Origin of the sequence: Xanthomonas euroxanthea (genome assembly GCF_900476395.1) — a bacterium.
Classification (GTDB): Bacteria; Pseudomonadota; Gammaproteobacteria; order Xanthomonadales; family Xanthomonadaceae; genus Xanthomonas; species Xanthomonas euroxanthea.
In genome coordinates, this window is the sequence record NZ_UIHB01000004.1 from 319,710 (window position 1) to 332,477 (window position 12,768).

The 12,768-nt window shown below is 66.1% G+C and carries 10 protein-coding genes; 2 read left to right on the forward strand and 8 right to left on the reverse strand.

Going from position 1 to position 12,768, the window contains the following annotated elements:
- Positions 1–513: 513 nt before the first annotated feature.
- Positions 514–1,740: an acetylornithine transaminase gene (locus CPBF1521_RS13810; RefSeq protein WP_115677347.1), complete on the reverse strand. Its 1,227-nt coding sequence runs from the start codon at positions 1,738–1,740 to the stop codon at positions 514–516.
- A gap of 72 nt (positions 1,741–1,812) precedes the next feature.
- On the opposite strand from CPBF1521_RS13810, the gene CPBF1521_RS13815 reads away from it, so the two are divergent.
- Entirely contained in the window at positions 1,813–2,685 is an 873-nt protein-coding gene (locus tag CPBF1521_RS13815; RefSeq protein ID WP_104584053.1) for an ion transporter, read from the forward strand.
- A gap of 584 nt (positions 2,686–3,269) precedes the next feature.
- Here CPBF1521_RS13815 and CPBF1521_RS13825 read toward each other — a convergent pair.
- The 4 genes from CPBF1521_RS13825 to CPBF1521_RS13840 form a co-directional block, all read right to left on the reverse strand.
- On the reverse strand, positions 3,270–4,211 hold the full coding sequence (locus CPBF1521_RS13825; protein WP_235858456.1) for a YiiG family protein: 942 nt from the start codon (positions 4,209–4,211) through the stop codon (positions 3,270–3,272).
- A 111-nt stretch (positions 4,212–4,322) separates the two neighbouring features.
- Entirely contained in the window at positions 4,323–5,312 is a 990-nt protein-coding gene (locus CPBF1521_RS13830; protein ID WP_115677350.1) for a YiiG family protein, read from the reverse strand.
- Positions 5,313–5,530: 218 nt separating this feature from the next.
- Positions 5,531–6,346 carry an SDR family oxidoreductase gene (locus CPBF1521_RS13835; protein WP_104584049.1) on the reverse strand — a complete coding sequence of 272 codons (816 nt, stop codon included), beginning with the start codon at positions 6,344–6,346 and terminating at the stop codon, positions 5,531–5,533.
- 128 nt (positions 6,347–6,474) lie between these two features.
- Positions 6,475–7,134, reverse strand: coding sequence for a serine/threonine-protein kinase (locus CPBF1521_RS13840; protein WP_115677351.1), 660 nt, complete (start codon positions 7,132–7,134; stop codon positions 6,475–6,477).
- 143 nt (positions 7,135–7,277) lie between these two features.
- Here CPBF1521_RS13840 and CPBF1521_RS13845 point away from each other — a divergent pair, with 143 nt between their 5' ends.
- Positions 7,278–9,365, forward strand: coding sequence for a bifunctional DedA family/phosphatase PAP2 family protein (locus CPBF1521_RS13845; protein WP_115677352.1), 2,088 nt, complete (start codon positions 7,278–7,280; stop codon positions 9,363–9,365).
- 238 nt (positions 9,366–9,603) lie between these two features.
- On the opposite strand, the gene CPBF1521_RS13850 is transcribed toward CPBF1521_RS13845, so the two are convergent.
- From CPBF1521_RS13850 to mpl, 3 genes are all read right to left on the reverse strand, one after another.
- Entirely contained in the window at positions 9,604–10,488 is an 885-nt protein-coding gene (locus CPBF1521_RS13850; protein WP_104648831.1) for a bestrophin family protein, read from the reverse strand.
- A gap of 144 nt (positions 10,489–10,632) precedes the next feature.
- Positions 10,633–11,229 (reverse strand): LON peptidase substrate-binding domain-containing protein, encoded by a 597-nt coding sequence (locus tag CPBF1521_RS13855; RefSeq protein WP_104584045.1) that lies wholly within the window; start codon positions 11,227–11,229, stop codon positions 10,633–10,635.
- The gene (gene mpl / locus CPBF1521_RS13860; protein WP_180496755.1) at positions 11,226–12,596 is read right to left on the reverse strand and encodes a UDP-N-acetylmuramate:L-alanyl-gamma-D-glutamyl-meso-diaminopimelate ligase; all 1,371 of its coding nucleotides are present in this window, start codon (positions 12,594–12,596) and stop codon (positions 11,226–11,228) included. Before mpl ends, CPBF1521_RS13855 begins: the two co-directional genes overlap by 4 nt.
- Positions 12,597–12,768: the final 172 nt, after the last annotated feature.

Consider the following 12,768-nt stretch of genomic DNA (forward strand, 5'->3'; position numbering starts at 1 on the left):
GGGCCGGGATTGGGGATTGGGGATTGGGGATTGGGGATTGGGGATTGGGGAATCGGGAATCGGGAATCGTTGAGCATCGCGGAACACCGATCACCCTCACGGATTACGCAAGACGCTGCTCGCAGCATTGAACGCGTCGGCGTCCACGATCAGGGACAGCGTTGGCGCCTTGAGTCGGTGTTGGGTTAACGGCGAACGCAGAAGCGAGCCCGTCGGGAGAGGGGTTGGGGTGAGGGCACGGTAGAGCGATAAAACTCAAACCTCCATGCCCCCCGCCGTTATCCAATCGCTGCTGCAAGAGGGCCGCATCGCGCGCTACGCAATCCACATCAGCTACGCACCGCGGTCTTCATGCAGATCCTGCAACTGCCGCGCAGGTACGTGCGGCAGCAACACCACGTGCCCTGACAGGGCCTGGCGCAAATCGGGAAACACAACGACCTGCGCCTCCTCCCCAACCGCGCTCACCGGCACAGCGCCGCCCGCAATGGCGCAAGGAAGCGCAGAGGTCGATCACTTCTGCGCGGCGTACTCGGCAACGGCCAGGCGCAGGCGCGCCAAGCCATCGGCCAACTCGGCATCGGTCAGATTCAGTGCCGGCACGAAGCGCAGCACATCCGGCCCCGCCTGCAACAGCAACACGCCATGGTTGGCGGCGAAATCCAGGATCGCGCCGGCCTGCCCGGCACGCGCCGGCGCCAGTACCGCGCCCAGCATCAGGCCGCGTCCGCGGATCTGCGCGAACAGGCCGAACTCGGCGTTAAGCGCCTCCAGGCCGGCACGCAGCGCCGCCGATTGACGCTCCACATTCTCGGCGATCTGCGGCGAAGCCAGCTTGCGCAGCGCCACCCGCGCCACCGCCGCGGCCAGCGGATTACCGCCGAAGGTGGTGCCGTGCGCGCCGAACTGCATGGTTTCGGCCACCTTGGGGCCGGCCAGCATTGCGCCGATCGGGAAGCCGCCACCCAGCGCCTTGGCCAGCGTCACGATGTCCGGCGTCACCTGCTCCTGCCAATGCGCGAACAGCGTGCCGGTACGGCCCATGCCGCACTGGATCTCGTCCAGCACCAGCAGCGCATCGTGCTGGTCGCACAGCGCGCGCACGCGGCTCAGGAAACCCGGCGCGGCTGGCATCACCCCACCCTCGCCCTGGATCGGCTCGACCATCACCGCGGCCACATCGCCCGAGGCCATGGCCGCCTCCAGCGCCGCCACGTCGTTGAAGTCCACATAGCGAAACCCGCCGGGCAGCGGCTCGTAGCCTTCCTGGTACTTGGGCTGCGCGGTCGCGGTGACCGCAGCCAGGGTGCGCCCGTGGAAGCTGCCGCGGAAGGTCACGATGACGCGCTTGTCGGCCGCGCGGCCGTGACTGCTGGCCCACTTGCGTACCAGCTTGATCGCCGCCTCGTTGGCCTCGGTCCCCGAGTTGCACAGGAACACCTTGTGCGCGAAGCGCGAAGCGGTCACCAGCTCTTCGGCCAGCTGCAGCGGCGGTGCGCTGAAGAACACGTTGCTGGTGTGCCACAGCTTGCCGGCCTGTTCGGTCAGCGCGGCCATCAGATCCGGATCGTTGTGCCCCAGCCCGTTGACCGCGATGCCGGCGGACAGATCCACATACTCGCGGCCCTGGTCGTCCCACACGCGACTGCCCTGGCCACGCTCCAGCACCACCTGGCGCGGGCGGTACACCGGCAGGTAGTAATGCGCGAGGGACAGGGGCGAATCGGCAGCGGTGCTCATGATGGTGGGTCGCGGAAGCGGAGGGAGAACGCGCATTCTCGCGCATTCGCCGGCCTGCGGCACAATGCGCGGATGCGCCCTTTCTCCGATCCCCAGCTCACTCCCGCCACCGACCACGGCTGGCGCCGGCAATGGTTCGACATCATCTACCGGCACGACACCCGTCCGTCGCGCAATTTCGACCTGATGCTGGTAGTGGCGATCCTCACCAGCGTGATGGTGATCATGATCGACAGCGTGCCGCGCATCCATTCGCATTCGGCGCACTGGCTGGTGCCGCTGGAATGGGCGTTCACGGTCCTGTTCACGGTCGAATACGGGTTGCGCCTGGCGGTGGTGCGGCGCCCGCTGCATTACGCGCTCAGCGTGTGGGGCGTGATCGATCTGCTGTCGATCCTGCCCAGCTACCTGTCGTTCTTCGTACCGGGTGCGCAGACGCTGCTGGTGGTACGCGTGCTGCGCATCCTGCGCCTGTTCCGCATCCTCAAGCTCACCCGCTACATCGAGGAAAGCGGGCAACTGGTGGACGCGCTCTGGCGCAGCCGGCGCAAGGTACTGGTGTTCCTGTTCAGCGTGCTCACCATCACCGTGATTGCCGGCGCCACGATGTATGTGATCGAAGGCCCGCAACACGGGTTCACCAGCATTCCGACCAGCATGTACTGGGCCATCGTGACCATGGCCACGGTGGGCTTCGGCGACCTGGTGCCGCAGACCACGCTGGGCCGCTTCGTCACCTCGGCCCTGATCCTGATCGGCTACAGCATCATCGCCGTGCCCACCGGCATCTACACCGCCGAACTGGCCAGCACGCTGCGCGAAGGCGGCCACGCCGGCAAGCGCGATACCCGCAACTGCCCGCGGTGCGGGCTGGAAGGCCACGCGCCGGATGCACGTTATTGCCGGCAATGTGCCGAGCCACTGCCGGAGAGTTCCAACGGCTGACGCGGTGCTGCGGACTTGACGCGACCACTGCGGCCACCGAGCAGTGGCCGCAGATAGAGCAGCTGATAGACAGCCTTGTAGATCAGCTGTAGCGCCGATGATCTGCGACTTTGCTGCAGGTCCTTGCCCGCCCACCATCGCAGGACACGCCGCAAGTACGTCCTTGTAGGCTCTGGCGCGGCATCCATGCCGCTCAAGGTCCCGCGACGGTGAGCGGGCAAGGACCAGTCGGGATAGTCGGTGCGCAAGGTAAGAGCAGTGCTGGATGCGCCTCGTTCGATCATGACGCATCGGCTCCATGGCTAGGCAAACCGCACGACAGACAGTTTTCAGATGAGCGCCGACCAACCGTCTGGTGCGGTGTCCTCGCCGGTTGCGGGACCGTGTGGCGGCATGGATGCCGCCACCGAGCCCCAGGGACGGGTTCACGGCGTGTCCCGCAGCCGGTGAGGGCACCGCGCCCTCGACCAGTTCTGCTTGAGACCATCTAACAACGCTGAAGGTCAGGATTTCAGCATCTTTGAGGCTTGCACAATTATCTGCTCGATGCGCTTAGGCAATGCGACACAGATGCATGCGCAGCATCAATGCGACATGCGATTGCTCATGTCGATCAGATCGTTGTAGCTGGCCAGCACGGCCTGGCGCGTGCCGCCCGGGGGGAGCGAGCCACTTTCCAGCAGCATCTGCTCGCTCTTGTTCAATGGTGTCTTGGTGCGGATACGCTCGACCAGTCGTCCCGACTCGCGTGCCAGCTTGTCGGCAGAACGTTCCATGTGGCCCCACATCGCATCGCCCTGGCCGACCTTGGCCTTCTGCGCCTCTTCCAGAATGCCCTGGTAGCGTGCGAGCTGGGATTGCGCTGCGGCAAGATCCGGCGTGTCGCTGTCGAGCACCTGCACCAGCTGCTTGCCTTCGCCGATGATCTTCAGGTGATACCAGGAGGCACTGCGGCCCTCTTCCTTTTCGATCGCATCGATCTGCGCCTGGCGACGCATGTCTTCGTTGCGTTCGAGTCCGGCATTCATGGCTTCGCCGGCCTCGAAGAACGCGTGATAGGCCTGCATCAACGGCGCGTGCAGCGCCTTCATGCCCTTGCCGTCATCGCGCAGATAATCCTCGCGGTCGTAGTAGCGCACCGCTTCGCCGATACGCTCGTTGAGCGTGGTGAAGCGTTCCTGATAGGTCTTGGCCACCGGATCGAGCTGGGGGTTGGCGGGCGTTTGCGCCAGTGCCGCGGTCATCGGCGCCCCGCATTCGTCCACGTGATGCGACAGCACCGTGCCCGGTGCATGGATACCGCTCTCCTTGCCGGTCGGGCCGGCCTCGGGGTCCTGCATCCAGCCGATGTATTGCTGGTAGCTCTCATGGATCGGCTGCTCGACACCGTTGAAGCACGTGATGTAGGCATTGATCTTGTCGGCGCCTTCCACTGCGGCGGCGGGCGCGTTTTTCTGGCAGCCGGCAAGCAGTGCGGCGAACGCGATCGCCGCGGCGAGCGGCGCATAACGAAGTTGATGGGTCATCTTGCGTTCCATTGATAGGTTGAAAAGAAGGTGGCGCCGCAGCGTGCGGCCGAAAGGCATCCGGCGCAGCCGGTCGCCCGGCACGCGCGCGATGGCTGGAAACAGCAGTGATTACTGACGATTGCTTTGGAACACCAGCGCGTTGTAGGTGTTGAGTAACTTGCGCGGCGAGCCTTCGGGCGCCAGCGAGGGGCTATCCAGCCAGCCCTGCTCCATCTTGCTGTAAGGCGTTTTTTCGACCACGCGCTTCACCCGCGCCTTGGCTTGTCTGCGGAAGGTTTCTGCAGCGGTTTCAAAGCTGTTCCAGTCCAGCTTGCCCGGCTCCTGGTCGGCCACCTTGGCGTGCGCTTCATCGGAGAGACGGTTGAAGCCGTCCAGCAGCGCGTTGGCACGCGCCACGTCGAACTGCTCCTCTTCCAGCGTATCGGCGATCTGCTTGGCGTCGAGCATCATCGCCAGCCGGTAATACTCGCGCGTGCGGCCTTCGCCCTGCTCCAGCGTCTTGAGCTTTTCGCGTTGCGCCGCGTCGTTTTGCACGTCCAGTTCGGCGCTGAAGGCGGTGCTGGCATCGGCGTAGGTGGACAGTGCCTCCATCAGCTGCGGGTGCAGCTGCTTGCCCTTGGCAAACTGATCGTCCTCGTAATCCTGGCGGGTGTAGTAATCGGCCACTGCGTGACTGATCGGCTGCAGTGCCTTCAATGCCGCGCGATAGTCGCTTGCTGCCTTGTCCAGCGCCGGCAGCGCTGGCTTCGCCGCAGCGGCCGCGCTGACCGGTGCGTCGCACTGCTGCATGTCGCCATCGTCGATATCGTACGGGCCGGTCATGCCGGACTCGTCACCGGTCGGGCCGGCGAACGGGTCCTGCATCCAGCCGGTGTAGTACTTGGCGCCGGCGTGCACCTTCGCGTTGACGCGGTTGAAGCAGTCGATATAGGCGCCGAGCTTGGCGGTCACGCCTTGCAGGGAATCCAGCTGTCCTCCGGTCGTTTTGGTATCGGCACCGTCGGCACCGGTTGCAGGCTGCTGCGACTTGCCGCCACAGGCGGCCACCAGGGCGGACACGCAGACCGCCAGAACAAGCACACGAAACTTCGGAGACACGCGCGGTACATCCTTGTTGGAAACGTTTTCAGCTACACACGATAGCAAACCCGACTGTGAACTGGGTGTGCTCGCCCCAGGTCCGGCCGCAGCCGGGCCTCCACGGCGCGACTGCTGGCGGGGCGCACCTACGCCTTGAAGCGCGGCAGCTGCGCGCGCCGAGGCTCGGTCGCGCTCCGTCTCCCGCCCACGAGCGCGGGCCGCGATGTTGGCCGCGCTCAGTCGAGAAACAGATCCGGCAACAGCGCACGCGACGGGTCGACCGCATAACCACTCAGGTCGGTGATGCCGGCCTGGGCCAGGACATCGTCGTCGATCAGGAACTGGCCATGGAATCCAGCCGCCTTGCGCGTCAGCACTGCATGCGCCGCGTCGGCCATGATCTCCGGCCGGCGACACGCGGCCGCGTCCACGCCGTCGATCATGTTGATCGCATCGGTGGCGATCACGGTGCGCGGCCACAGCGCATTGATCGCCACGCCTTGCGGGCCGAACTCGGCTGCCAGCCCCAGGGTCACCAGGCTCATGCCCATCTTTGCCAGGGTGTAGCCGGTATGCGCGCCCCACCACGCCGGGTTCAAGGACGGTGGCGGCGCCAGCGTGAGGATGTGCGGATTGGGCGCCTGCAACAGATGCGGCAGGCACGCCTGTGCGCACAGAAAACTGCCGCGTGCGTTGACCTGCTGCATCAGATCGAAGCGCTTCATCGGCGTGTCCAACGCACCACGCAACCAGATCGCACTGGCATTGTTGACCAGGATATCGATACCTCCGAAGGCATCGACCGTGGCGGCCACGGCCGCACGCACCTGGTCGTCGTCGCGGATATCGCATTTGAGTGCCAGCGCCTGCCCACCGGCCGCCGTCACCGCCGCGGCCGCGCTATGGATGGTGCCGGGCAACTTGGGATTGGCCACCGCCGATTTGGCCGCAATCGCCACATTGGCCCCATCCCGCGCCGCCCGCAACGCAATCGCCAAGCCAATCCCGCGCGAGGCACCGGTGATGAAGAGGGTTTTGCCGTTTAGGGTCATGGGAATCGGGAGTCGAGAATGGGGAATCGCAAAAGCTTAGCGCCTTGTACGTCCAGCAGCCGACGCACGATCAGCTGCCGCGATGCGCCCTACCGATTCCCTGCTCCCGATTCCCGATTCCCGGCACTTCAGGGCTTCGGCCCCTGCCCCTCGTTGTCTTCCCAGTGCAGCACGCGGCGGGTCACGAAGCGATAGACCGGTTTGCCGGTGGCGAACCACAGCTTGCGTACCCAGGAGGTGCGCTTGAGCACGCGGCGTTCCACCGGGGTGATCGCGGCCGGGCAATACATGCGCTTGTGCTTGAGCAGGTGGCGCAGGTCTTCGCGGGCAAGCAGGCGCATCCAGCGCGCACGGGGGTTGCCGCGTACCGCCAGCTGGAAATCGATCACCGCCGGGCTGCCGTCGTCCTGCACCAGCCAGTTGGCCTCCTTGGCCAGATCGTTATGCGCCACGCCGCGCCGATGCAACTGCTGCAACAACCTGCGCGCGCAGCGGAAGTAGGCCAGATCGCCACGCGGCGGGCGCCGGTACATCGCATCGCCGGCCAGATAGCTGCGATCCAGATGGCGCCCGTCCCAGCGCAACAGCCGCGGCGTGCGTGGCAAGCCATCCAGCTGGCGCAGGGCCAACGCTTCTCGCCGCGCCAGCCACCAGGCCACTCCGCGCAACAGCCACGGCGCCACGCTCAGGTCGCGCCGCACGAACAGGCGGTCGGCCTCGCGGATCAACAGGATGCGCCCGAAGGTATCGGACTTCAGCGGCAGATTAGCGGCGGGATCGTCACTCATCCCCCATTGTAGGCGGGGCGCCCGCATCGCCACAGCGCGCGTTGCCCCTGCGGTCTTGTCCGCTCGCAACCTGAGGTGAAGCGGCCGGGCCGATGTGATGACGGCGAAGTCACCTCGTCGCCATGCCCACCTATAATCGTGGGATGAATTCATGGATCGACGCCACGCTGGAGTGGATCGGACACCACCCCACCCTGGCTGGCGTGGCGATCTTTGCCATCGCATTTTCCGATGCGGTGATCGTGCTCGGCGCCATCGTGCCTGCACTGCCGTTGCTGTTCGCCATCGGCGTGCTGATCGGGCTGGGCCAGATCAACGGGCCGTATGCGGTGGCCTGCGCCGCCCTTGGCGCCTTCGCCGGCGATACGCTGAGCTTCTGGGTCGGCCACCGGTGGGGTCACCAGTTGCACACCTACTGGCCGTTCCGCCGCTACCCTCAGTTGCTGGAGCGTGGCGAGTTGCTGTTTCGGCGCAATGCCTTCAAGAGCATCCTGATCGCCCGTTACGTGGGCGCGGTGCGGCCGTTCGTGCCGGCCATCGCCGGCATGTCGCACATGCCGTTCAAGCGCTATCTGGTCGCCAGCGGCCTGGCCTGCATCTCGTGGGCGCTGCTGTTCCTGGTGCCCGGCTGGGTGCTGGGCACTGCCTACGACGCGGTGGCCGCGGTGGCCGGCCGCCTGTTCGTGGTGGTCACCTTGCTGGCCGCAGTGATCGGCCTGGCCTGGGCGATGGTGCTGTACTCCTACCGTTGGTCGGCCGGCCATCTGGATGCCCTGCTGGCGCGGCTGCTGGAGTGGTCGCATCGGCATCCGGTCCTGGGTAACTGGTCGGTCAGCGTGTTCGACCCGCGCCGCCGCGAGTCGGTGCCGCTGGCGATGATGGCGTTGATGCTGTTGCTGCTGGGCTGGGGCTGGTTCGTGTTGCTGATGGTGGTGCTGGCGCATGGCGAGCCGCTGCGCGTGGACCTGGCCGTACACGACCTGATGCTGGCGCTGCGCAACCCGCTGGCCGACTACCCGATGGTGGCGCTGGCCTCGCTGGGCGACTGGCAGGTGCTGCTGCCGGCGATCGCGGCGGCGATGGGCTACCTAGCCTGGCGGCGCCGCTGGATGGCGGTGACGCATTGGGTGATCGCGCTGGCCTTCGGCCTGGCGTTGACCCAGTTGCTGGGCGCCACCGTGCAGGTGGTGCGCCCGCCGGCGGCCAGCAGCGGTTTCGGGTTTCCGTCGGTGGCGGTCACCATGGCCACGATCGGCTTTGGTTTCTTCGCGCTGCTGATCGCGCGCGAGCTGCCGGGCCGGCGCCGGGTGTGGCCGTATCTGGTCAGTGGCGCAATGGTGTCGCTGATCGGCTTCGCGCGCCTGTACCTGGGCGCACACTGGCTCAGCGACGTGGTCGGCGGCATGCTGTTCGGCATCTTCTGGCTGCTGGTGCTGGGCATCGCCTATCGCCGCCGGGCCACCCGCGCGTTCTGGGTCAAGCCGGTCTCGTGGATCTTCTACGGTGTGTTCCTGACCTGCGCGATCGTGTTCGCGCCGCGCAATCTGGACACCAAACTGGCCAAGTTCGAACCGCCGCCGCCGTTGCTGATGGAATTGCCCGCCAATGACTGGTGGAACGGCCAGTGGCGCCTGCTGCCCGCACGCCGCAATGAATTCGACGACGACCAGCGCTGGCCGCTGGACGTGCAGCTAGCCGGCCCGCTGGCACCGCTGCAGCGCCAGCTGGAAGCACGCGGCTGGCGGGTGCAACCGCAGGCCGGCTGGGAACAGGCGCTGCACCTGCTGGATGTCAGCGGCCGCCCGGACGAGGTGCCGATTCTGCCGGCCACGCTGGACACGCAGGTCGAAGCCCTGCTGATGGTGCGTCACGCGGCGCCCGGTCATGTGCATGTGTTGCGCCTGTGGCCGGCGGCCGCGCGCCTGCAGCCCGGCGCCCAACCCTTGTGGGTGGGCAGCACCCAGACCCTGCGCTACAGCCGGCACTTCAGCCTGATCGGCCTGTGGTATCCGCTGCGCGGGGTCGACCCGGCACTGAGCGCGCTGCGCCAGGCACTGGACCCCCTGCCGCATCGCCTGGAACAACGTCGACGCTCGCAGGTGCCCGTGATCCTGATCGACAGCAGGTCGGGAAATGCGCTGCGGCCGGAGGACAAGGACAACGCTGCACCGCAGGCGGAAACCACCGCATCCCACCCGGCGGCATCGGCGTCGGCACACCAGCGCCGTTGATCGATCGGGCTACAGCGGCGATCGACCAGCGACCGCGCGCGCAGTACTGGAGATAAGAGCTACCTGCAGCGTGTCCCGCGCTGGCAGGCGGGCAAAGGGCCCCTGCAGCCAAGCCGCAGATCAGCCGCTCTACAACCGACGCATCTGCACCGTTCGTTTACCTCTCAAGCTAGCTGAAAGCGTGCGCTTCAGCGCCGCTTGGATGCGCACAAGCCGCATTGGTCGAGGCGCGATGCACTCACCACAACACGCCATCCACCGGCTGCATCGGTTCCGGCGCCTGTTCGCCGATTGCCTGCAACGCGTCGATTTCCACCGTGCGGCACATGCTGTCCAGCGGCAGGTCGTGGATGGTATTGGCGAACGGGTCGACCAATTCATCGCCGATCTTGAGCACCGCCAGGAACATCAGGCCAGCCACGGTCGACCCCACCGGCGTTGCGTATTGCAGCGTCTCCACCAGGCCGATCGGCAGCAGGACGCAGAACAGCCGCGTGAACAGGTTTGGATAGAACCGGTATTGATACGGCAACGGCGTATTCTTCAGGCGCTCCATGCCGCCCTGCGCGTTGGCGATATCCACCAGGATGCGCTCGACACTGGCTTGTTGAATGCTGTCGATCCAGCCATCGCGACGTGCCTGCTCGACGTTGCGTCCGGTGGCGTCGAGCAGGCCGTTGGCGACATTGGTGCGCGTGATCACCGCGGCCACTTCGTCGGCATGCAGGCGCGGCTCCAGCGCCATCGCCACCGGGAGCCGCCGTAGCTGGCACCGCAACGCATTGACGTAGGCGATCTGGCGCAACGCAATGCTGCGGCCCAGCGCTGCCGCTTCCGGCGCGGACAGGATGCTGATGCTCAAACGCACCAGATTGCGCGATGCATTGATCATCTGGCCCCACAGCACCCGCCCTTCCCACCAGCGCTGGTAGGTCGAGTTGGCACGAAAGCCCAGGAACAACGCCAGCGCCGAACCGAAGATGGTCAACGGCAATGCAGGCGCGCGGAACGGCAGCACGTAGTAGATGATCGTGATCAACACGTCCCATACGAACAACACCGCCAGGGTCCGCCAGACCTGACTGAATACATCCGCCACACGCGGTTTGACATCGATGATCAAGGCACACTCCGTGGATCGATAACGAGTGACGCCAATGCGCGCATCCACTGCAGGGATGCCATCGGGAGCGCACTCAAGCGTGGCGAGTGTGCCGTTGCAGGGGTGCAAGCGCGGTGATGGGTCACGCGCGCCGTTGTCTTAGTGTCACGGCATCCAGGCGAGCAACTGGTCCAGGCGCCGGTGCGGATCGTCCTGCTGCAACAGCGACAGACGCTGCTGCTCGGTCAATGGCAACAGTTCGGCCAGCCGCCAGCCGACCCATGCCGCCTGGTCCAGCAGCTCAGGCCCGGCGGAGGCAAATTCGCCGCCGACCTGTTCGAGCAGGCGCTCGAGCACGGTTGCCAGCAGGCCATGCTCGGGTCGCAGTTCGTCGTCGCTGTCGGGTTCGCACCAGCTCACCTCGCCGACCACCAGCCCGTTGTCACGAATGCGCGAACGCCGTACATGAAAGCGACGCGTGCCGCGCAGGCGCAACACCAGCACGCCGTCGGCGCCGACATCGAAATCCTCGATACGCACTTCGGTGCCGAATGCAGCCGGCGTTGCCGGCACGCCGACCTCGGTGCCATCCAGGATCAGGCACACACCGAAGCTGCTGCCCGTGCGGCCGCTCTCGCGCACCAGATCCAGGTAGCGGCGCTCGAACACGCGCAGGCCCATCGCCGCACCTGGCAACAGCACGCTGTGCAACGGAAACAATGGCAGGGCGCTGGTGTCGGCGGTGGTCGTGAGGTCGGTCATCGGGACAATTGCGCCAGAAAGCGACGCGGCGCGCCATCGAAACCGCCATTGGACATGAACACCACATGGTCGCCCGGCTGCGCAATCTCGCCCAGGGTCTGCAGCAGTGCTTCCACGTCATGCGCCACATGCGCATCACCGCGCACCTGCGCGATGATCGGTGCGGCATCCCAGGCCAGTTCGGGCCGATGCAGGAACACCACCGCATCGGCATCGCGCAACGACGGCGCCAACGCCTGCGCATGCGCGCCCGCCCGCATCGAATTGCTGCGCGGCTCCATCGCCACCAGCACGCGTGCCGCGCCGACCTTCGCACGCAGGCCCTGCAAGGTGGTCGCGATCGCGGTGGGGTGATGGGCGAAGTCGTCGTACACGGTGATGTCGCCTGCCTGCCCCAGCAGCTCCAACCGCCGCTTGACGCTCTGAAAGCGCGCCAGCGCCGGCATCACCGTCGCCGGATCCACGCCCACCGCATGCACGGCCGCCAATGCTGCCAACCCATTGAGCACGTTATGCCGCCCGACCAGCGGCCACTGCACCTGGCCGATCTCCACCCCACGCTGCAGCACCGCGAACGCGCTGCCGTCTGCGGCGATCAAGCGTGCGCTCCAGTCGAGCGCCGCATCGAAACCGAAGCGCTCCACCGGCGTCCAGCAGCCCATCGCCAGCACCTCGGCCAGGCGCGCATCCTCGCCGTTGACGATCAGCCGCCCGCGCGCCGGCACCGTGCGCACCAGATGGTGGAACTGGCGCTGGATCGCGGCCACGTCCGGAAAGATATCGGCGTGGTCGTACTCGAGATTGTTGAGGATCGCCACCAGCGGCCGGTAGTGCACGAACTTGCTGCGCTTGTCGAAAAAGGCGGTGTCGTATTCGTCGGCTTCCACCACGAACTCGCGCCCCTGGCCCAGCCGGGCCGACACGCCGAAGTCTTCGGCCACGCCACCGATCAGAAAACCCGGTGCGCGCCCGGCGGCGTCCAGCAGATAGCTCAGGATGGTGGTGGTGGTGGTCTTGCCGTGGGTGCCGGCAACGGCCAGGGTGTCGCGGCCCGGCAACACCTGCTCGGCCAGCCACTGCGCACCGGAGCTATAGCGACGGCCCGCGTCGAGCACCGCTTCCACTGCCGGGTTGCCGCGCGACAAGGCATTGCCGATGACGACATCGCTTGCATCTGCCGAGATATTGGACGGCGCGTAGCCTTGTGCCAGCGCGATGCCAAGGGTTTCCAGCTGGGTGGACATCGGCGGATAGATGGCCTGGTCACTGCCCTCTACCTGCCAGCCCAGTTCGCGCGCAAGGGCGGCGACACCGCCCATGAAGGTCCCGGCAATGCCGAGGATGTGGAGTTTGGTCATGGGCCGCATTGTCGCCGATCGCCGGAGTTGCGGGCCATTCCACGCAACCGCCGACCGTGTTGTCAGGAAACCCCTACCGCATTGTCAGGAATTTCCCGATATGAGAACTGCGTCACATCCATCACTATGCTGAACGCCAGTCGCAGCACCCCTTTGGTCCTACTCCCCAAGAGGCCAAATC